The sequence below is a fragment of the Siccirubricoccus deserti genome, assembly GCF_014283215.1.
GTDB classification, from domain to species: domain Bacteria; phylum Pseudomonadota; class Alphaproteobacteria; order Acetobacterales; family Acetobacteraceae; genus Siccirubricoccus; species Siccirubricoccus deserti.
Window position 1 is genome coordinate 11,769 of record NZ_JACOMF010000029.1, and the last position, 19,455, is coordinate 31,223.

Annotated in this window: 16 protein-coding genes; 7 read left to right on the forward strand and 9 right to left on the reverse strand. The window is 70.7% G+C overall.

Features of this window, described 5'->3' with window-relative positions; all coding sequences use genetic code 11:
• Positions 1 to 441 precede the first annotated feature (441 nt).
• On the forward strand, positions 442 to 1,593 hold the full coding sequence (locus H7965_RS19345; RefSeq protein WP_186772231.1) for an N-acetylmuramoyl-L-alanine amidase family protein: 1,152 nt from the start codon (positions 442 to 444) through the stop codon (positions 1,591 to 1,593).
• A gap of 237 nt (positions 1,594 to 1,830) precedes the next feature.
• Positions 1,831 to 4,371, forward strand: coding sequence for a penicillin-binding protein 1A (locus tag H7965_RS19350; protein ID WP_229682714.1), 2,541 nt, complete (start codon positions 1,831 to 1,833; stop codon positions 4,369 to 4,371).
• Positions 4,372 to 4,435: 64 nt separating this feature from the next.
• Here the strand turns inward: H7965_RS19350 and H7965_RS19355 are convergent, their stop codons facing one another.
• Positions 4,436 to 5,452 (reverse strand): polyprenyl synthetase family protein, encoded by a 1,017-nt coding sequence (locus H7965_RS19355; RefSeq protein ID WP_186772233.1) that lies wholly within the window; start codon positions 5,450 to 5,452, stop codon positions 4,436 to 4,438.
• A 104-nt stretch (positions 5,453 to 5,556) separates the two neighbouring features.
• Here H7965_RS19355 and H7965_RS19360 point away from each other — a divergent pair, with 104 nt between their 5' ends.
• Both H7965_RS19360 and H7965_RS19365 read left to right on the forward strand, forming a co-directional pair.
• On the forward strand, positions 5,557 to 5,772 hold the full coding sequence (locus H7965_RS19360; RefSeq protein ID WP_186772234.1) for a putative signal transducing protein: 216 nt from the start codon (positions 5,557 to 5,559) through the stop codon (positions 5,770 to 5,772).
• Complete coding sequence (locus tag H7965_RS19365; protein ID WP_186772235.1) at positions 5,769 to 6,500, forward strand: tRNA1(Val) (adenine(37)-N6)-methyltransferase; 732 nt, start codon at positions 5,769 to 5,771, stop codon at positions 6,498 to 6,500. The genes H7965_RS19360 and H7965_RS19365 overlap by 4 nt, the downstream gene beginning before the upstream one ends.
• Before the next feature lie 31 nt (positions 6,501 to 6,531).
• On the opposite strand, the gene H7965_RS19370 is transcribed toward H7965_RS19365, so the two are convergent.
• From H7965_RS19370 to H7965_RS19380, 3 genes are all read right to left on the reverse strand, one after another.
• Positions 6,532 to 6,816, reverse strand: a complete 285-nt coding sequence (locus tag H7965_RS19370; RefSeq protein WP_186772268.1) for a hypothetical protein — start codon at positions 6,814 to 6,816, stop codon at positions 6,532 to 6,534.
• A 90-nt stretch (positions 6,817 to 6,906) separates the two neighbouring features.
• Entirely contained in the window at positions 6,907 to 7,593 is a 687-nt protein-coding gene (locus H7965_RS19375) for an SCO family protein (protein ID WP_186772236.1), read from the reverse strand.
• A 182-nt stretch (positions 7,594 to 7,775) separates the two neighbouring features.
• A complete protein-coding gene (locus H7965_RS19380) occupies positions 7,776 to 8,633 on the reverse strand; it encodes an MBL fold metallo-hydrolase (RefSeq protein ID WP_186772237.1) in 858 nt (285 codons plus the stop codon).
• A gap of 101 nt (positions 8,634 to 8,734) precedes the next feature.
• On the opposite strand from H7965_RS19380, the gene H7965_RS19385 reads away from it, so the two are divergent.
• A complete protein-coding gene (locus tag H7965_RS19385) occupies positions 8,735 to 9,703 on the forward strand; it encodes a Bug family tripartite tricarboxylate transporter substrate binding protein (protein WP_186772238.1) in 969 nt (322 codons plus the stop codon).
• Between the two features lie 75 nt (positions 9,704 to 9,778).
• On the opposite strand, the gene H7965_RS19390 is transcribed toward H7965_RS19385, so the two are convergent.
• On the reverse strand, positions 9,779 to 11,878 hold the full coding sequence (locus tag H7965_RS19390; protein WP_186772239.1) for a 3-hydroxyacyl-CoA dehydrogenase NAD-binding domain-containing protein: 2,100 nt from the start codon (positions 11,876 to 11,878) through the stop codon (positions 9,779 to 9,781).
• Between the two features lie 59 nt (positions 11,879 to 11,937).
• Entirely contained in the window at positions 11,938 to 13,389 is a 1,452-nt protein-coding gene (locus tag H7965_RS19395; RefSeq protein ID WP_186772240.1) for an amidase, read from the reverse strand.
• A 278-nt stretch (positions 13,390 to 13,667) separates the two neighbouring features.
• Here H7965_RS19395 and H7965_RS19400 point away from each other — a divergent pair, with 278 nt between their 5' ends.
• On the forward strand, positions 13,668 to 14,435 hold the full coding sequence (locus tag H7965_RS19400; RefSeq protein WP_186772241.1) for an alpha/beta fold hydrolase: 768 nt from the start codon (positions 13,668 to 13,670) through the stop codon (positions 14,433 to 14,435).
• Between the two features lie 15 nt (positions 14,436 to 14,450).
• Positions 14,451 to 15,692 (forward strand): LLM class flavin-dependent oxidoreductase, encoded by a 1,242-nt coding sequence (locus H7965_RS19405; protein WP_186772242.1) that lies wholly within the window; start codon positions 14,451 to 14,453, stop codon positions 15,690 to 15,692.
• 156 nt (positions 15,693 to 15,848) lie between these two features.
• Here H7965_RS19405 and der read toward each other — a convergent pair whose 3' ends face one another.
• The 3 genes from der to H7965_RS19420 form a co-directional block, all read right to left on the reverse strand.
• The gene (der, locus tag H7965_RS19410) at positions 15,849 to 17,210 is read right to left on the reverse strand and encodes a ribosome biogenesis GTPase Der (protein WP_408906674.1); all 1,362 of its coding nucleotides are present in this window, start codon (positions 17,208 to 17,210) and stop codon (positions 15,849 to 15,851) included.
• 61 nt (positions 17,211 to 17,271) lie between these two features.
• Positions 17,272 to 18,615 carry an outer membrane protein assembly factor BamB family protein gene (locus H7965_RS19415; protein ID WP_186772243.1) on the reverse strand — a complete coding sequence of 448 codons (1,344 nt, stop codon included), beginning with the start codon at positions 18,613 to 18,615 and terminating at the stop codon, positions 17,272 to 17,274.
• Between the two features lie 14 nt (positions 18,616 to 18,629).
• A complete protein-coding gene (locus tag H7965_RS19420) occupies positions 18,630 to 19,298 on the reverse strand; it encodes a tetratricopeptide repeat protein (protein WP_186772244.1) in 669 nt (222 codons plus the stop codon).
• Positions 19,299 to 19,455 lie beyond the last annotated feature (157 nt).

Below are 19,455 nucleotides of genomic sequence, written 5' to 3' on the forward strand. Positions count from 1 at the left end.
AGGGCAGCCGAGGATCTTGGCGCGACAGATCCCGCACGGGCAAAGGAGGCTGCCCTGCCGGACCCCTCGGCCTGTGCCGGGGGCCGCAAAACAGGGGGCGGGCCGGCGAAACGCGGAACCTTCGGTCCCATGCCGGCCTGCCGCGCACCGCAACCCCGGCCGCATGGCCCAAAGGGGGTCCCATGGCCTGCCGGTTGCGGCGGCGCCGTAATCCTCCGCCGGCAGCGGGCACCGCCGGGGCGGCCCACCTTATGAGAGGCAAACGCCTTCCACAAGGCCGATGCGCTGCCACGGTATTCATTCCACTCGCTCAATAGTGGAACCGAGGGCGAGCCGATGCTAGTTTGGGTCGCGCGACATCGGGGGATGTCGCGCAATGGCCTTGCTGGCATGGCCTCCCGGGCCTCGCCCAGGCCGACATGACCCGGGGGGATTAGGGGCATGGATACCGGCGACAATTCTTCCGCGGCGACCGGATGGTCGCGCCGTGGCCTGCTGGGCCTCGCCCTGGCGCTGGCCACCGCCTCTCCGGTTCTGGCCGCCGCGCCGGTGCTGGCCACGGTGCGTGGCCGCACCCGGCTGGTGGTGCCGCTCGGCCGGCCGGTGGCCTGGGCGCTGAGCGCCGCCAACACCCCACCGCGGCTGATCCTCGACCTGCCTGGCCTGCCCTGGCAGGGCCCGGACCGGCTGCGCGGTTCCGGGGTGGTGAAGGAGGTGCGGCGCCAGGGCAGCGGGCTGGCGCAGCAACTGGTGCTCACCCTCGCCCGCCCGGTGGCGGCGCCGAGCATCACCGCCACCGGCCGCCGGCTGGTGCTCGAACTGGTCCCCGGCTCCGCTGCCGGATTCGCCCGATTGGCCAATGGCCGGGTGCTGGCCGCCGCGGCCGCGCCGCGCGGGCGGCTGCCCCTGGTGGTGCTGGATCCCGGTCATGGCGGGCGCGATCCCGGCGCGATCGGCGCCCAGGGCACCCATGAGAAGCGCATCACCCTGGCCGCCGCGCTGGAGCTGAAGCGCCAGTTGGAGGCGGCCGGCCGCTGCCGCGTCGCGCTGACCCGCACGCGCGACGTCTTCATCCCGCTCGGCGACCGGATCGAGCTGGCACGGCGGCGGGAGGCGGCGCTGTTCCTCTCGTTGCACGCCGATAGCGCCCCGGGCGCCCGGGGCGCCAGCGTCTACACCCTGTCGGAGACCGCCAGCGACCGACTGGCCGCGGCGCTGGCGCAGCGGGAGAACCAGGCCGACCGGGCCGGCGGGCTGCGGCTGCCCTCGGTCTCGCCCGAGGTGCAGCGTATCCTGCTCAGCCTGATGCGGCAGGAGACCCGCAGCGGCGCCGACCGGATCGCCCGGCTGACCGTGGCGGCGCTGCAGGGCAAGGTACCGCTGCTGCCCAACACCCATCGCCGCGCCGGCTTCGTGGTGCTGAAGGCGCCCGACGTGCCCTCGGCGCTGGTCGAGATGGGCTTCCTCTCGCATCCGAAGGACGAGGCGGCGCTGAACCGCGCGGCGCATCGCCGGAAGCTGGCCACCGCGCTGGCCGAGGCAGTGCACGGCTTCCTCAGTGGCCGCGGCGAACTGGTGGCCGGCGTCGGCTGATCCCGGCCATCGGGTCGCCACCAAGGAGTCTTGGCAAGGGGACGGTCGCCCGACCGGGACCGGGCGCATGGCCGCGCGCCGCGCCAGGGCGCGTGACAAGGTGCGTCCTGTGGCGCATGACATAGTGGTGTTTCGGCGTGCGGCCGGCCCCGGCGTCATGGTCAAGCCGTGTCGCTCACCCATATGCGGGGTCTGCCGGCATCGTCGCCTGCGGTGAGCCGGTGTATGGACTGTCGCATGGCCCCCCCCGATCACCGCGCCGAGCCCAATTTCGACATCACCGCCGACCCACGTGGCGTGGCGCCGCCGCCGCGCAAGCCGCCGCCAAAGCCCCGCCGCCGCCGCCGTGGCTTCGGCATCTTCCGCATCCTCTTCGTGCTGCTCGCCATGGTGGCGCTGGGCGGCGCGGTCGGCGCCTATGGGCTTTACCGCAGCATTGACGCGGAACTGCCGGACTACAGTTGGCTGGCCGACTACCAGCCGCCGCAGATGTCGCGCATCTACGCCGCCGACAGCCGGCTGCTGGCCGAACTCGCCGCCGAGCGCCGGGTCTTCGTCCCCATCGAGGCGATCCCGCGCCGGCTCCAGGCGGCCTTCGTCAGCGCCGAGGACCAGCGCTTCTGGGAGCATCCCGGCGTCGATCCCATCGGCATCCTGCGCGCCGTCGTCACCAACCTCGAGCAATACGGCAGCGGCCGGCGGATGGGCGGCGCCTCCACCATCACCCAGCAGGTCGCCAAGAACATGCTGGTCGGCGCCGACCGCACCCTGATGCGCAAGGTCCGGGAGGCGATCCTGGCGCTGCGCATCGAGGCGGCGCTGCCGAAGGAGCGCATCCTCGAGATCTATCTCAACGAGATCTTCCTCGGCGCCCAGGCCTATGGCGTCGCCGCCGCGGCGCAAGCCTATTTCAACAAGGGACTCGATGAGCTCACCCTGGGCGAGTCCGCCTTCCTCGCGGTGCTGCCCAAGGCGCCCAACAACTACAACCCGCAGCGCTTCCCGGAGGCCGCCCGCGCCCGCCGCGACTGGGTGCTGGACCGGATGGCCGAGGATGGCGCGATCACCGCGGCCGAGGCCGAGGCGGCCAAGGCCGAGCCCATCATCCCCCGTCCGCAGCGGCGGCCGGAGGTGGTGGCGGTCGGCCAGCATTTCACCGAGGAGGTCCGCCGCGACCTGATCGCCCGCTTCGGCCAGCACCGCACCATCGAGGGCGGGCTGGTGGTGCGCACCACCCTCGACCCGGCGCTGCAGGCAGCGACCGAAGCGGCGCTGCGCAGCGGCCTATCGGCCTATGACCGCCGGCGCGGCGGCTGGCGCGGGCCGGTGGCGCGCATCTCCGCCGGAGCCACCGAATGGATGCCGCAGCTGGAGGCGGTGCAGCGCCCCGGCGGCGCCCTGCCGGAATGGCGGCTGGCGGCGGTGCTGGAGCTACGGGGGAACGAGGCGCGGCTCGGCTGGGTCGAGCGGCCCGATCCGCGCGCCGCGCCGCAGCCGCGCACCGGGGTGCTGGCGTTCGAGGATCTCGGCTGGGCCCGCCGGGCGCTGGGCGAGGGACGATTCGGCCCGGCGCCGCGCCGCATGGCCGATGTGGTCGCCGCCGGCGATGTGGTGCTGGTGGAGGTGCTGCCCGCCGGCGCCGGCCAGCCGCGGGCCACGGGCCGCCCAGACCGCCTGGCGCTGCGGCAGATTCCGCAGGTGGAGGGGGCGATCGTGGCGCTCGACCCCGCCACTGGCCGGGTGCTGGCGATGACCGGCGGCTGGTCCTTCGAGAAGAGCCAGTTCAACCGCGCCACCCAGGCGCAGCGCCAGCCCGGATCCTCCTTCAAGCCCTTTGTCTACCTGCCGGCGCTGGAGGCGGGCGTGCCGCCGAACCAGCGCTTCCTCGACGGCCCGATCGAGGTGAACACGCCGCAGGGTGTCTGGCGGCCGTCCAACTACAACGCCGGCAGCTACAACGGCTACGTCACCATCCGCCAGGCGTTGGAGCGCAGCCTCAACCTCGTCACCGTGCGGGTGGCGCAGGAGGTCGGGATGGACAAGGTCTCGGAGACCGCGGCGCGCTTCGGTGTCATCGACCATATGCCGCGCTATCTGGCCATGGCGCTGGGTTCGGGCGAGACCACGGTGCTGCGCATGGCGGCCGGCTACGCCAGCTTCGTCAACGGCGGGCGGCAGGTGACGCCGACCCTGATCGACAGCGTGCAGGGCGCCCGCGGCGAGGTGGTCTGGCGCAGCGACGCCCGTGCCTGCCGCGGCTGCGACGCCGACACCCCGGATGGCGGGCCGCCGGAGCTGACCGATGAGCGGCGGCAGATCACCGACCCGATCGCCGCCTACCAGATGGTGAACCTGCTGACCGGGGTGGTGTCGCGCGGCACCGGAACGCGGGCCGGGCAGGGGCTCGGCCGACCGATCGCCGGCAAGACCGGCACCACCAATGACTATGTCGATAATTGGTTCGTCGGCTTCACGCCCGATATCGTCATCGCGGTCTGGATGGGCTTCGACGAGCCGCGGACCCTCGGCAATGGCGAGACCGGCGGCACCAACGCCGCGCCGATCTTTCGCGAGGTGCTGGAAGCGGCGCTGCGCGGCAGCCCGCCGGTGCCGTTCCGGGCGCCGCCCGGCGTGGCGCTGGTGCGGGTGCCAGCGGATGGCGGCAGCTACCTGGAGGCGTTCCGGCCGGGCACCGAGAATGCAGCCCGGCCTCCGGGCGATGGCGAGTCGCATGGCTCGGCGGGCGGGGTGGATCGGGGCATGGGCGGCTTGTACTGACCGGCGCCGCTGAAGGCGGGGCCGGCGAACTGGGCTGAACGCCGCGGCGCAGCCCGGTCCTGGCTCAGCGCGCCCGGGCGATGCAGAAGGCGACGATGCCTGCCAGGGCGCGGCGCTCCGGCCCGTCCGGGAAGGTGGCCAGCGCCGCCAGCGCCGCATCGCCGTAATGCTGCGCCCGGCCCACCGTGTCGCGCAGCGCCCCGTGCCGCTGCATCAGTGCCTGGGCCTCGGCCAGATCGGCCTCGCCCTGTTCTCGCGCCTCCAGGGTGCGGCGCCAGAAGCCGCGCTCCGCTTCGCTGCCACGGGCGAAGGCCAGCAGGACGGGCAGGGTGATCTTGCCCTCGCGAAAATCGTCGCCGACGGTCTTGCCGAGCTGTTCCTGCCTGGCCGAGTAGTCCAGCGCGTCGTCAGTGAGCTGAAAGGCCGTACCAAGGTTGCGGCCATAGGCGTCCAGCGCCTCGACCTCCGCCGCTGGGCGCCTGGCCACCACCGCGCCGATCCGGGTCGCGGCGGCGAAGAGCGCGGCGGTCTTGCCCTCGATCACCTGCAGGTACTGCTCCTCGGTGGTGGCGGTGTCGTTCTGGGTGACAAGCTGCAGAACCTCGCCCTCGGCGATGGTCGCGGCGGCATTGGACAGGATCGCCAGCACCGCCAGGTCGCCATCCTCCACCATCACCTGGAAGGCGCGGGCGAAGAGGAAATCGCCGACCAGGACGGAGGGCTTGTTGCCGAACAGCGCATTGGCGCTGGCCTGGCCACGGCGCAGCGCGCTTTCGTCCACCACGTCGTCGTGCAGCAAGGTCGCGGTGTGGATGAACTCGACGCAGGCGGCCAGCGCCACATGCCGGTCACCGCGGTAGCCGCAGAGTCGCGCCGCGGCGAGGGTGAGCAGCGGCCGCAGTCGCTTGCCGCCGGCGGCGACGATATGCGCCGCCAGCTGCGGAATCAGCGCGACCGGGCTCTGCATGCGATCGACGATCAGCCGGTTGCAGGCTTCGAGATCCGGGCGCACGAGTTCCGTGAGCGCGTTAAGTGCATCCTCGCCGGACGCGGTCGATATGATTGGCGACGCAACCGGCATCGCTCTCGCTTCCGCGTCCACTTTGCTTGACCCTGGCATAGGGGGCGGCACCATAACGAGGCTGCCACATGGCGGCAAGCGCAGCGAAATCAAGGATTTCAGCAATGATCCGCGTGGTGGCAGAGAGTGTGGAGCCGATCAGGTTGAGCTTCCTGGTGGCGCTGCTGGCGGATGCGGGCATCCCGAGCCTGGTGCTGGATGCCCATATCAGCGCGCTGGAGGGCGGAATCGGCGCGTTTCCGCGCCGGCTGGCGGTGGCGGCGGCGCAGCTGGAGCAGGCTCGGCGGGTCCTCGCCGAGGCCGGCGAGCCGCACCGGTGAGCCCGGATACCACGGATGACCAGCTGCTTGGCGGCCGGGTGCGGCTGCGCCAGCCGCGGCGCGGACTTCGTGCCGGGCTGGATGCGGTGCTGCTGGCGGCCGGCGTCGCGGCGCGGCCGGGACAGCTGGTGCTGGAGGCGGGATGCGGCAGTGGCGCTGCCTTCCTTTGCCTTGCTGCCCGGGTGCCGGGGTTGCGCATCCTGGCGGTGGAGCAGGATGCCGGGCTGGCGGCGCTGGCACGGGCGAATGCCGCGGCGAACGGGCTGTCGGCGCAGGTCGAGGTGATCGAGGGCGATGTCCGTGACCTGGCGTTGGCGCGCGGCTTGCCGCAATGTGATCACGCTTTCGCCAACCCGCCCTATTGGCCTGGCGGCACCGCGCCGCCCGAGGCGCTGCGCCGCGCCGCGACCCATGAGGCGGCGCGGCTGGAGGATTGGGCGCGCTTCCTGGCCGCGCCGCTGACCGGACGAGGCAGCCTGTCGTTGATCCTGCCGGCGGCGCGGCTGGAGGCAGGGATGGCCGCCCTTGCCGCGGCTGGCTGTGGCAGCGCACGGCTGCTGCCCTTCTGGCCACGCGAAGGGGTGCTGGCCAAGCGCATCCTGCTGCAGGGGCGGCGTGGCGGCCGCGGCCCGGCGCGGGTGGAGCCTGGGCTGGTGCTGCATGGCACAGGCGGCTTCACCGCGGCCGCCACCGCCGTGCTGCGGGACGCGGCTGGGCTGGCCGGCTAGAGCGGATCGCTGGAAGCCTGAAGGACGTGCTCTAGCGGTCGGGCGTATCCGGGTGGCGCAGGTGCCAGAGCCGCTCATGCGCCGCAACCAGGCTTTCCATGTTGCGGCGGCGGTTCGTATCCGGAGACACTGGCCGCCGCGTCAGCATCATTTCGAGGATGCGCAGCAATTGCTCGGCAACCTCGAAATCCGCCTGATCGCAGGCATGATGGAAGGCGATCAAGATCTTGTCGGAGAGGCGACGACTATGCCTCGGAGTCGCACTGCCGCGCGAAGCGTCGCGGCCGCCTTCCTGATCGGATCCCTCATCCACCATCATTGGGTCTCCACACGGTTGGACGGCCACCTCGGCGGACAACCGACTCTAGCTTAGCAAATATTGATCACTCTTGCATGCCTCGGCTGCTCAACTCCGCCGCGAGTTGCCGCCGAGTTGTGCCGCGACCGCCGCCGCCATCGCTTCGGGCGTGGTTTCCGGCCGGAACAGGCTGCGCACCCGCGAATCGGGGCCAACCAGGAAGACGAAGCTTGAGTGGTCCATCAGGTAGTCGGTCATGTCGGGCCGCTGCACCTTGGAGAAATACACCCGGTAGCGCCGTGCCGCCTCGGCCACCTGCTCCGGCGTGCCGGTCAGCCCCTGCAGGCGCGGGTGGAAGCGGCTGACGTAGTCCGCCAGATGCGCCGGCGTGTCGCGCTGGGGATCGACCGTGATGAACACCGGCACCACCTGCTCCCCCACCGGGCCGAGCTGGTCGATCGCGGTGGTCATGACGCCGAGTTCGGTCGGGCAGACATCCGGGCAGAAGCTGTAGCCGAAGTAGATCAGCATCCAACGTCCGGCGTAGTCGCGTTCGGTCACCGTGCGGCCGGTCTGGTCCACCAGGGTGAAGGCGCCACCGAGTGCCATTCCCTGTGGCAGCGAGACGCCGCCCATGGCGGCAACCGGCGCATTGCCGCCAAACAGCATGGCGATGCGGTTCGCGAAGGCCTCGGCCAGACCTTCCCCCGGGGCTCGCGTCGCCCAGGCAAATGCCCAGGCGCCAGCCAGCAGCAGGATCAGCAGCAGCGCGAACATCCGGATCAGACGAAACATGCCAACTAGATAGCGATGCCGGGCCGCGACCGCCAGCCTTGTGGCTCCGGTGCTCCGCAAACCGTGGCATCGGCTTTGCCGCGCCACGGCAACCCCTGCGGAAAGAATACCGCATGGCCATGCTGTGGATGCATCCGGCCATGACTTCTCCTGCTCCCACGACTGGGTCGTGGCGTCCCTGGCTACCAGCAGGTCATGAGCCGGAACCCGTTGCCATCCGTCACCACGCGGCCGGCGGTGGGGCCGGCGAAATGGGTGCCTATCACCAGCACTCGCTGGCCGGCCAGGCCGCCGAACACCCGCCGCCGGGTCGCCTCCGCCGCCGGCGGGTCGACGTCGGCGGTGGAGTTCCACTGCGGCCGCGCGAGCTGGCAGGGATGGTGGGCGATGTCGCCGGTGATGAAGGCTTCCTCGCCCTCGGAGGCGATGTGGACGCTGACATGGCCGGGCGTATGGCCGAAGCTCGGCACCAGCCGCACCTCCTCGCAGAGCTGGTGGTCGGCCTCGACGAAATCGGCCAGCCCGGCCTCGACGATAGGCCAGACGGAGTCCGCGAAGACCGTGCGCTGCACCTCGTTCGCCTCCTGCCGCGACCAGTGTTCGAACTCCTGCCGGCCGAACAGGTAGCTGGCGCGCGGAAAGGTTGGCCGCCAGGCGCCATCCACCAGCATGGTGTTCCAGCCGACATGATCGGTGTGCAGATGGGTACAGAGCACGGTGTCGATGCTCTCCGCCGGATAGCCCGCCGCGGCGAGGTCGCTGAGGAAGCTGCCCTGCCGGGCATTCCAATGCGGGATCTTCCGCCCCTGCTTGTCATTGCCGAGGCAGGTGTCGACCATGATGCGCCGCTCCGGCGTCTCGATGATCAGCGCATGGATGCTGAGGCGGAGCCGGCCATTCTCATCGGCGAAATCGGGGATCAGCCAGGGGATGTCGCGCACCGCCTCCGGCGTCGCCTGCGGCAGCAGGAACCGGCTGCCGCCGGCCATCTCCAGCTCCACCACCTTGGTCACGCTGACCTTGCCGATCTTCCAGCGCATGTGTCTCCTCCCTGATTTCGGCATGGTTCGGGGTCGCCCCGTTGCGACGAGGCTGGCATGATCCGGCAAAACCACGCTTTGAAAAGCCGGAGGAGACCCGCATGTCCAAGTTTACCCGACGGTCGGCGCTTGGCGCCGCCCTTTTTGCCCCTGCCGTGGCTCGGGCCCAGGCCTGGCCGACGCGGCCGATCAGCTGGATCGTGCCCTTCACCCCGGGCGGCATTACCGACACCTCCTCCCGCCTCGTCGCCCAGCCGCTCGGCGCGCTGCTTGGCCAGCAGGTGGTGGTGGAAAACCGGCCCGGTGCAGGTGGTGGCATCGGCACCGAGGCGGCGGCGCGTGCGGCGCCGGATGGCTACACCATGCTGTACGGAACTCAGGGCACCATGGCGACAAATCCAGTGCTCTATCGCAATATCCGTTACGAGGCGATGCGCGACTTCGTGCCGGTGCACGGGCTGACGTTGACGCCGCTGCTGCTGGTCGCCAATCCGGACCGGCCGTTCAAGGATGTCGCCTCGCTGATCGCCTATGCGAAGGCGCGGCCGGGCGAGGTGACCTACTCCTCCTCCGGCATCGGCACGGGGGTGCATATGTCGGCCGAGCTGTTCCAGCTCGCGGCCGGGGTGCAATTCACCCATGTGCCCTATCAGGGCAGCGCGCCAGGGCTGAATGATCTGGTCGCCGGGCGGACCGACATCATGTTTGACTATCTGGTGGCGACCCGCGCCTTCCTCGAAGCCGGACGGCTGCGGCCGCTGGCGACCACCGGCGGGACACGGTTGGCGGCCTTGCCCGAGGTGCCGACCATGGCCGAGGCCGGGCTGTCCGGCGCCCAGAATTCGAGCTGGTCGGCGATCATGCTGCAGGCGGCGACACCGGCGCCGATCGTCAACAAGATGGCGGAGGCGCTGTCGAAGGTGCTGGCCGAGCCGCGCGTCGCGCAGACGCTGATGGGCACCGGCAGCATGCCGCTGATGCGCATGGGCGAGCCGTTGCGGACGTTCGTCGCCGAAGAGGTGGTCCGCTGGCGCGCGGTGGTCGAGCGTTCCGGCGCCCGCGTGGGCTGAGCCGGAGCATGGCCGGGGAGGCGGGTCGCCTCCCCGGACGATTTGGGCGGGGGCATGACGCCCCCGCCCGCAAGCTCACCGCAGTCGCGGCGATTTCGCGTCCTTCAGCTGCCCGCCGGACTCCGCGATCTGCCGCAGCAACTCGCTCGGCCGCCAGCGGTCGCCGTAACGCTGGTGCCAGGCGGCGATCTGGTTGTAGATCTCCTGCGCACCGATGCTGTCGGCCCAGAACATCAGCCCGCCCCGGTAACGCGGGAAGCCGAAGCCGTTCAGCCACATCACGTCGATGTCGCTGGCCCGCAGCGCCTTGTCCTCCTCGATGATCTTGCAGGCCTCGTTCAGCCCGGCGAAGAGCAGGCGACGCAGCACCTCCTCGTCGGTGAAGGGGCGTTGCTCGATGCCCTGCTCCGCCGCGACCTCCTTGATGATGCGATGCACCTCGGGATCGACATGCGGGGTGCGGTCGCCCTTCTCGTAGCGGTACCAGCCAGCGCCGGTCTTCTGCCCCTTGCGGCCGGATTCGACCAGCCGGTCGGGGATCGGCAGCATGCGGTAGTTGGGATCTTCCGCGAGGCGGCGGCGCCGGGTCAGGTAGCTGACGTCAAGCCCGGACATGTCGTTCACCGCGAAGGGACCCATCGGGTAGCCGAACTCGACCATCACCCGGTCGATCTGCTCCGGCAACGCGCCTTCCTCCACCATCAGATTCTGTTCCATGGTGAAGTAGATGCGGCTGCGGTTGGCGACGAAGCCGTCGCAATTCCCGGCATAGCCGCTGATCTTGCCTATGGCGCGGCCGAGCTTCATCGTCGCCGCCAGCACGGCGGGGGCGGTGCGCGGACCCTCCACCACCTCCAGCAGCTTCATCACATTGGCCGGGGCGAAGAAATGCGCGCCCGCCACCATCTGCGGCCGCTGCGTCGCGCCGGCGATCTTGTCGATGTCGATGGCGGAGGTGTTGGTCAGCAGCACCGCCTCCGGCTTCATCACCGCGTCGAGTTTCGCGAAGACCTCCTGCTTCACGTCCAGCCGCTCGAACACTGCCTCGATCACCACGTCGCAATCGGCGATGGCCTCATAGGTCTCGACCGGCTCGATCAGCGGGAAGCGCTCATCCATCTGCGCCTGGGTGAGGCTGCCGCGCTTCACGCTGACGGCGTAATTGTCGCGGATGCGCTGCAGGCCGCGCGCCAGGGAGTCCGGCGAGACATCCAGAAGCTTCACCGGAAAGCCATGGTCGGCGAAGCTCATCGCGATGCCGCCGCCCATGGTGCCGGCGCCGACCACCGCCGCGGTGCGGATCTCCGGCAGCGCCAGGTCCTTCGGCAGGAAGGGAATGCGGGCGATCTCGCGCTCGGCGAAAAAGGCGTAGCGCAGCGCCTTCGCCTCCGGCGCATTCTCCAGCTCGCTGAACAGCCGGCGCTCGGTGGCCATGCCCTCGGCGAATTCCTGGGTGGTGGCGGCCTCGACCGCGGCGATGCAATGGTAGGGCGCGGTCTGGTTGCGAGCCTTGCGGGCGATGGATTTCCGCATCGCCTCGAACAGACCGGGCTCGGCCTTGGCCGGCGGCATGGTGCTGATGCGGCGCACTGGCTTGCCGATGATGCCCTTGGCGAAGGCGATGGCCTCGGACCGCAGGTCCTTGCCCGCGACCAGCGCGTCGAGGATGCCCAGCGCCTTGGCCTCCTCCGCCGGCACATGGCGGCCGGAGACGATCATCTCCAGCGCCGGCTTGGCGCCGATCAGCCGTGGCAGCCGCTGGGTGCCGCCGCCGCCGGGCAGGATGCCGATCAGCACCTCCGGCAGCCCGACCTTGGCGCTCGGCACGGCGATCCGGTATTGGCAGGCGAGCGCATTCTCCAGCCCGCCGCCCAGCGCATAGCCATGGATGGCGGCAACCACCGGCTTCCCGCTGGCATCCAGCGCGTCGTAGCTGCGGCGGGGCGAGGGCGGGCGCGGCTTGCCGAAGCGGCGGATATCGGCGCCGGCGATGAAACTGCGCCCGGCGCCCATCAGCACCATGGCCTGCACCGCGGGGTCGGCGTTGCCCTGGTCCACCGCGGCGACGATGCCGTCGGAGACACCAGGGCCCAGGGCATTCACCGGCGGGTAGTCGACGGTGATGACACCGATGCCCTCCACCACCTCGAACCGCACGACGGGTGCTTCGCTCATCATTTCCTCCACGTGAGTGGCGATGAGCATCATCCGGCCGGCGCTTCGGGGCAAGCCGGTCAGGCAGGGCGTTCCTGCGGCGGCACGGTGCCCGGCTTCGGGTCGATCGGCACGGCGCGGTCGAAGCCGGTGATCGCCTCGAACATCGCCGCCGCGGTCAGCGCCGTCGCCTCCTGCCGCGGTGCCGCGGCGATCTGCAACCCGATGGGCCGGCCATATTGGTCGAGCCCGCAGGGCACCGCGACGGCCGGGCAGCCGGCCAGGGTGATGGCGGCGTTCAGCATGGAGGCCGCCATGTAGTTCTCCAGCTTCACCCCGGCGACGCTTTCCGGGTGGCGCAGCATCACGTCGAAGGCCGGCGTCGCGGCGCCTGGCGTCACCAGCAGGTCGAATCTCGAGAAATGTGCAGCGACGCGGCGGTACCAGGCGGCGCGCTCCCGTTCCGCCCAGGCAAGGCGGGACGGGGTGGCGGCCAGGCCGCGTTCGGTGTTCCAGATGATGTCGGGCTTCAGCAGGGCGCGGTGGGTCTGGAGTTGCAGTTCACGATCCACCACAAAATGCTGGCTGCGCAGCACGAGGAAGGCCTCCTGCAACGCCTCCAATGCCGGCGCCGCATCCTCCACGATGCATCCGGCCTCGGCGAAGCGCCTTACCGCGGCTTCGCAGATGGCGCGGGTCTCGCGATCCACCGGCAGGGCGCCGTGGAAATCGGCGGTGAAGCCGATGCGCATTGGGCGTGGCGCCAGGGATTGCGCATAGGGGCGGGCAGGGGGCTCATAGGTCAGCGGATCGAGCACGTCCCAGCCCGCCATGGTGTCGAGGAAAAGCGCGACATCGGCGGTGTTGCGCGCCATCGGCCCATGCACCGAAAGCGGCGAGAACAGGTTGGTGGCGGTGCCGCGCGTCACCCGCCCCGGCGAAGGCCGCAGCCCGATCACGCCGCAGTAGGTGCCGGGCCGGCGCAGGCTGCCGGCATGGTCGGTGCCATGCGCCAGCCAGGCCTCGCCGGTGGCAACGCTGACCGCGCCGCCGCCGGTGCTGCCGCCGCAGGTCAGCGCGGTATTCCAGGGATTGCGGGTGCGGCCGAAGACCTCGTTGAAGGTGGAACCGCCGGCGCCGAATTCCGGCGTGTTCGACTTGCCGATGACGATGCCGCCAAGCGCTTCGATGCGTGTCACCAGCGGGTGCGAGCGTTCCGGCACATGGTCGCGGAAGATCGGCGAGCCATAGGTGGTGCGCACCCCGGCGACATCGGTCAGGTCCTTGATGGTCAGCGGCAGGCCGGCGAGCCAGCCAGGATGGTCGGATTGCGCCGCGCCCTCCCCCGCCATGATGCGGCGGGCGTGGGCGCGGGCGCGGTCGAGGCAGAGGGTTGGCAGCGCATTCACCGCCGGCTCCACCGCGGCGATGCGGCGCTCGGCGGCGTCGATGAGATCGAGCGGCGAGATCTCGCGGCGCTTCAGCCGGGCGACGGCCTCGGTTGCGGTGAGGCGGATCAGGTCATCGGGCATGCGGTCTTCCTCCGGTGCCGCATTGCAGCGCCGGAACGCCCGCGCGGCAATGCCGCCCCCCGGCATGCCGCATGCAGCACGACGCCAGGGCGCAATGCACCTTTGCACCAGATGTGCTGCCGGCCCTGACCAGAGCCGGAAAGACCTTTTCTTGTCAGGGACTTGCGCTGCCAGCGGGCGATGCTTCAGGACCTCGGCCGGCGGCGCCCGTTGGTTGACACCACCCGGGGTGGCTGCAAGCCTGCCCGCGTCCAAGTCAGTCAATGGAGGGTGCGACGATGGCAGAGCCGGTCGCGTGGTCACAGACCCAGGTTGATCTCGGTGGCTTGCCGGTTCGCCTGAACCGTGCCGGCAAGGGGCCTCCCCTCCTCGTCCTGCACCACGATACCGGCACGCCGGAGCGGCTGGCGCTGTACGATGCGCTGGCTCATCGCTTCGACGTGATGGTGCCGCAGCACCCCGGCTATGGTCATTCCGAGCGGCCGCAATGGATGCGCAGCGCGCGCGACCTGGCGGTGCTGTACCGCTGGCTGCTGACCGCGCTCGACCAGCCGCGCGCGACGCTGCTCGGCCTCGGCTTCGGCGGCTGGATCGCCGCGGAGATGGCGAGCATGGCGCCGGCCGATGCGGCGAAGCTGGTGCTGGTCGGGCCGATGGGGATCAAGCCGGCGGAGGGCTTCATCCTCGACCAGGCGCTGGTCAGCCACATCGACTATGCCCGCGCCGGCTTTCACGACCAGAAGGCGTTCGAGGCGATCTACGGTGCCGATCCCAGCACCGACCAACTGGTGGAATGGGACCTCTGCCGCGAGATGTGCTTCCGTATCGCCTGGAAGCCCTACATGTACAGCCAGACGCTGCCGCATCTGCTGGGCGGCGTGCAATCGCCGACGACGATCGTCTGGGGCGCCGAGGACAAGGTGGTGCCGCCCTCCACCGCGCAGCAATGGCTGAAGGCGATGCCGAAGGCGAAGCTGGAGACGGTGGCCGGCTGCGGCCATTGCGTCGACATGGAAAAGCCGGCCGCCCTGGCCGCGTTCATCTGAACCGGGAGAAGCTCCATGCACATCATGTACTTCACCGAACAGCCCATGGCGACCTATCCGGCCGACAAGGGGCTGGAGTTCGGCGCGACGGCGCTGATGTTCTCGAACTCGCATTTCGACCCGGTCTCGGGCTCGCGCCTCTACAACGAGTACATCGAGCAGTACAAGCTGGCCGAGGCCGTCGGCTTCGACGGCATCATGCTGAACGAGCACCACAACGCGCCCTTCTGCATGCAGGCCAAGGCGAATGTCTTCGCCTCGATCCTGGCCGCCATCACCGAGCGGGTGAAGATCGTCATCCTCGGCAATCCGCTGCCGCTGGCGGAGAACCCGGTGCGCATCGCCGAGGAGCTGGCGATGATCGACATGATTTCAAAGGGCCGCCTCGTCTCCGGCTTCGTCCGTGGCGGCGGGCAGGAGCAGCTCGCCACCGGCGTGAACCCCGCCTACAACCGCGAGCGCTTCGAGGAGGCGCACGACCTCATCATCCGCACCTGGACCCAGGCCGGGCCCTTCCGCTTCGAGGGCGCGCATTACCAGCACCGGGTGGTGAACCCCTGGGCGGTGCCGCTGCAGAAGCCGCATCCGCGGGTCTGGATCCCCGGCGTCATCAGCAAGGAGACGGTGGTCTGGGCGGCGCGCCAGGGCTACCCCTACATCGCGCTGAATACCACGGTGGAGCAGACCAACAAGATCTGGGAGCTCTACGACCAGACCGCCGAGGAAGCCGGTTTCAAGGGCGGCCCGGAGTACCACGGCTACCTGAAGCAGGTGCATGTGGCGGAGACCGAGGAGAAGGCGCTGGAGAACGCCCGGCAATTCACCTGGATGCAGGGTGAGTTCACCGGCCTGGCGCACCCCGTCTGGTCGACCCCGGCCGGCTATTCCAGCCCGGAGAACCGCCGCGGCTTCGTCGAATTCTCCACCGGCCGCGGCAGCAGCCCGCGCCGCCGGCCGAGCTTCGACGAGCAGATCCAGAACAACATGATCATCGCCGGCACGCCGAAGACGGTGACGGCCAAGCTGCGCCAGGTGATGGAACAGACTAGGCCGGGCATCATGTCGCTCTGGGCAAATGACGGCGCGGTCAGCCACGCCGACAGCATGACCTGCATCCGGCTGTTCGGGGAGGAAGTGCTGCCGGCGCTGCGCGAGACGGCAAAGGAGCTGGACCTGAAGAGCCCGTTCGAGGCGAATACCCCGGTCAGCATCCACTACGGCCCGAATGCGCCGAAGCAGGCGGTGGCGGCGGAATAGCGCCGGGCACTGCCCGACCCGTCATGGCCGGGCTTGACCCGGCCACCCGGCACCTGGTTTGCGCTGGGGAGATGAGGCCCGGATCAAGTCCGGGGTTGACGGGAAAGGCAGCCGAGCATCGCGGGATGGGAGGAGTAGGGCGGCGTCCTTGCCGAGCTACTCCTCATCCGCATAGGGGTTGCTCGTTCCCCGCAACTGCAGCCGGATCGGCACGCCGCTCATGCCGAAAGCCTCCCGGAAGCCGTTCACCAGGTAGCGGCGGTAATCCTCCGGCAGCGTCTCGGCGCGAGTGCCGAAGACCACGATGGTCGGCGGCCGCGCCTTCGGCATGGTGGCGTAGCGCAGTTTGATCCGCCGGCCCTCGACCAGTGGCGTCGGGTGGCGGGCCAGCATCGTCTCGAACCAGCGGTTCAACTCGCCGGTGCCGATGCGGCGGTTCCAAAGCGCATAGGCCTCGCGCACCGCCGGCATCAGCCGGTCCGCGCCGCGGCCGGTCTGCGCCGAGAGCGGCACCACCGGGATGCCGCGCAACTGCGTCAGGCTCGTCATGAGCGTGTCTTCCAGCCGCCGGCGCGTTGCCTCGCGATCTTCCACCGCATCCCATTTGTTGAGCGCGATGACCACCGCACGGCCCTCGCGCTCGGCGAGGCGCGCCAGCCGCAGCTCCTGCTCCTCCATGCCCAGCAGTGCATCCACTACCAGGATCGCCACCTCGCATTCCTTCAGCGCGGCGATGCTGGCGGCGGCCGACATCTTCTCCAGCGCCTGCTCGATGCGCGCCTTCTTGCGCAGCCCGGCGGTATCGACGAGGCGGACCTTGCCGCCGGTCGCATCTGTCCATTCCACGGCGACGGAATCCCGGGTCAGCCCTGGCTCCGGCCCGGTGATCATCCGTTCCTCGCCAAGCAGCCGGTTCAGCAGGGTGGATTTGCCGGCATTGGGCCGGCCGATGATGGCAAGGCGCAGCGGCCGGTCGGCGCGGTCGCGGCTTTTCTCCTCGTCCTCATCCGGCAGGTACTCGCGCACCGCGTCATGCAACTCGCCCATGCCGTCGCCGTGCTCGGCCGAGACCGCGATCGGATCGCCGAGGCCGAGCTCATAGGCTTCCATCGCCGCATAGCCGCCAAGCCTGCCTTCGGTCTTGTTGGCGACCAGCACCACCGGCACGGGCTGCCGCCGCAGCCAGTCGGCGAAGGCGCGGTCGGCCGGAGTCAGGCCGGAGCGGGCATCGATCACGAAGAGCACCAGGTCGCTTTCGCGCACCGCCGCCTCGGAGCTGGCGCGCATGCGGCCGGCGATGGTCTCCGGCGTCGCCTCCTCGAGGCCCGCGGTGTCGAGCAGCCGTACGTTCCGGCCGGCGATCCGCGCCTCCGCTTCCTTGCGGTCGCGGGTCACGCCTGGCGTGTCGTCGACGATGGCAATCCTGCGGCCGACCAGCCGGTTGAACAGGGAGGATTTGCCGACATTGGGTCGGCCGATGATGGCGATGGTGGGAGACATGGCGGATACATAGCGCATCCTGGCGCGGATTCATGCCTCCCTGGCCGAGGCGCCCGGTCAGGGCGCCCGGCGGCGGCGCTCAGCCGGCGCCGCGCAGCGCCACCAATGTTGCGTTGTCGGTCAGCAGATAGAGCGTCCCATCGACCACCGCCGGCTGCTGGGTGCTGCCGTCGTAGAGCCGCTGCTGCCCGATGGCCTCGCCATCCGCCGGGTTCACCTCGACCAGCTGGCCATGGTTGCCGGCGGCCAGGATCCGCCCGCCGGCCAGCACCGGCGCGCCCCAGGTGATCGGGTCGCGCCGCTTCGCCTCGTTGCGGTAGCGGCCGAGCGGGCGCAGCCAGCGTACCCTGCCGTCGTCACGGCCGAGGCAGACCAGGTCGCCGCCGGTGGTCAGCAGGAAGACGCTGTCCCCCGCCACCCAGGGGGTCTCGGCCGAGGCCACCTCACGCTCCCACAGCCGGCGGCCGGAGCGCAGGTCGATGGCGATGGTGATGCCGCCGAGGCCGCTGGCGTAGACCCGGTTGCGGTCGATCACTGGCATGGCGGTGATGGCGGAGATATCCGCCAGCCCGCCGCCGCGTGCCGAGGCCAGGGTCTCGCTCCAGATCGCCCGGCCATCCGAGGTGCGGATCGCCGCCAGCTCGCCGGAGGCGAAGCCGGCGACCACGACCTCGCCCTCCACCGCCGGGGCTGGCAGGCCGAGTGCCATGGTGATGGTCGGCTGCGCCCGGTAGGTCCAGACCCGGCTGCCATCCTCGGTCGAGAGCGCCAGCAGCTGGTTCTCGGTGGTCGGGATGTAGATGCGGTTGCCGACCACGGTCGGTGCGCCGCGGCAGGGCGCCGGCAGCGCCATCCGCCAGCGGATCGTCCCGTCGCCCGGCTCCACCGCCAGCATCTCGGCGAGGCCGGTGGCGACGTAGAGCGTGCCATCGGCAAAGCCGAGGCCAGCGCCGAGCGCGCCATCCCGCTCCTTCTCTGGCCTGGTGTCGAGCGACCAGCGGCGGCGGCCGGTGCCGGCATCGATGGCGGTGACCTCGCCATACGCATCGGCGGCGAAGGCCGTGCCGCCGGCGACGATCGGCGGCGAGACCAGCCGGCGGCGATAGGCGCTGCCGGTGCCGATGGAGCTTCGCCAAGCCTCGCGCAGCCCGGTGCCGAGCGCCGGATGGCCCGGCGCATGGTTGGCGGTGCCACCGGCCAGCGGCCATTCGGTGCGCGGCTCGGCCGGTGGCACGGTCACCGGGCGGGTCTCGCCCTCATCGACGCCGAGCGGCCGTTCCGCCGCCAGCACCGGCCGGCGCTCGCCGGGCAGAGGCCGCTTGCTCTCGCCGAAGATGCCGTCGATCGTGTCGCCGAGGGATTCGCAGCCGGCCAGCAGGCCGGCGCCGCCCAATAGCGCAGCCCTTCGGGTAACGCCCCGCATGCCTTTCTCCCGCATCAGCCGCCAAGCCCTGCCAGCAGCCGGGTTGCCCGCTCCCTTACACCCTGCGGTGCTTGCGAGTCGCCGGCGAGGGCGGTGAGGCGCTGCCTCGCCGCCTCGGTCTCGCCCCGCTTCAGTGCCGCCAGGGCGCGAATCTCCTCGGCCGAGGCCCGCCAGGGGCCGTCGGCCAGCGGCGCCAGCCGCGCCTCGATCGCCGCCGGATCGCCGCTGTCGAGTGCATGCAGCGCCCACATCAGGGTGGCGAGGTCGCGGTACAGCGGATCGCTGGCGGTGTCGCGCGAGGCCTGGTCCCAGGTGGCGAGGGCGGCATCGCGCTCGCCGACCTCCGCCTCCAGCGCCGCAGCGCGCAGCCGGGCCAGGGTCCGGTAGCCGCCTGGCGCCTCGGCGGCGACGGCGGCGAAGCGCTCGGCGGCGGATTTCAGCGCGGCCACGCGGTTGGCCGCCTCGCCTCCCGCCGGCACCTCCGCGGCGTGGGCGGCGGCGAGGTAGCGTTCAGCGGCAGCGGCGCTCTCGCGGGCTTCCCACCAGCGCCAACCCTGCAGGCCGGCGACGCCGAGGATCACCAGCACCGCCAGTCCGATCAGCACCCCGCCATAGCGCGAGAGCAGGCGGCGGGCGCGCTCGGCGCGGAGATCTTCCTCCACCTCGTCGAAGATATCGGCCACGCGGCGGGCTCCCTGGGGCAGCATATGGCGGCGCGGCGGCGCTGCCCGAAGAATTTGGCCTGGCGGAGGTCGCGACGTGGCGGAACATTCGCCGGCAGGCGCGGTGCATAGCAGCCCCTTGGCGGGGCGTTAAGCCCGGGCGGGTTTCACTGCGGGC

Excerpts from the sequence above, each read along its gene's own strand:
- H7965_RS19360 (WP_186772234.1), top strand. The coding sequence starts at position 5,557 with ATGATCCGCGTGGTGGCAGAGAGTGTGGAGCCGATCAGGTTGAGCTTC.
- H7965_RS19370 (WP_186772268.1), bottom strand. The coding sequence starts at position 6,816 with ATGGTGGATGAGGGATCCGATCAGGAAGGCGGCCGCGACGCTTCGCGC.
- H7965_RS19400 (WP_186772241.1), top strand. The coding sequence starts at position 13,668 with ATGGCAGAGCCGGTCGCGTGGTCACAGACCCAGGTTGATCTCGGTGGC.
- der (WP_408906674.1), bottom strand. The coding sequence starts at position 17,210 with ATGCGCTATGTATCCGCCATGTCTCCCACCATCGCCATCATCGGCCGA.
- H7965_RS19375 (WP_186772236.1), bottom strand. The coding sequence starts at position 7,593 with ATGTTTCGTCTGATCCGGATGTTCGCGCTGCTGCTGATCCTGCTGCTG.
- H7965_RS19345 (WP_186772231.1), top strand. The coding sequence starts at position 442 with ATGGATACCGGCGACAATTCTTCCGCGGCGACCGGATGGTCGCGCCGT.
- H7965_RS19355 (WP_186772233.1), bottom strand. The coding sequence starts at position 5,452 with ATGCCGGTTGCGTCGCCAATCATATCGACCGCGTCCGGCGAGGATGCA.
- H7965_RS19385 (WP_186772238.1), top strand. The coding sequence starts at position 8,735 with ATGTCCAAGTTTACCCGACGGTCGGCGCTTGGCGCCGCCCTTTTTGCC.
- H7965_RS19380 (WP_186772237.1), bottom strand. The coding sequence starts at position 8,633 with ATGCGCTGGAAGATCGGCAAGGTCAGCGTGACCAAGGTGGTGGAGCTG.
- H7965_RS19390 (WP_186772239.1), bottom strand. The coding sequence starts at position 11,878 with ATGAGCGAAGCACCCGTCGTGCGGTTCGAGGTGGTGGAGGGCATCGGT.
- H7965_RS19350 (WP_229682714.1), top strand. The coding sequence starts at position 1,831 with ATGGCCCCCCCCGATCACCGCGCCGAGCCCAATTTCGACATCACCGCC.
- H7965_RS19415 (WP_186772243.1), bottom strand. The coding sequence starts at position 18,615 with ATGCGGGGCGTTACCCGAAGGGCTGCGCTATTGGGCGGCGCCGGCCTG.
- H7965_RS19395 (WP_186772240.1), bottom strand. The coding sequence starts at position 13,389 with ATGCCCGATGACCTGATCCGCCTCACCGCAACCGAGGCCGTCGCCCGG.
- H7965_RS19405 (WP_186772242.1), top strand. The coding sequence starts at position 14,451 with ATGCACATCATGTACTTCACCGAACAGCCCATGGCGACCTATCCGGCC.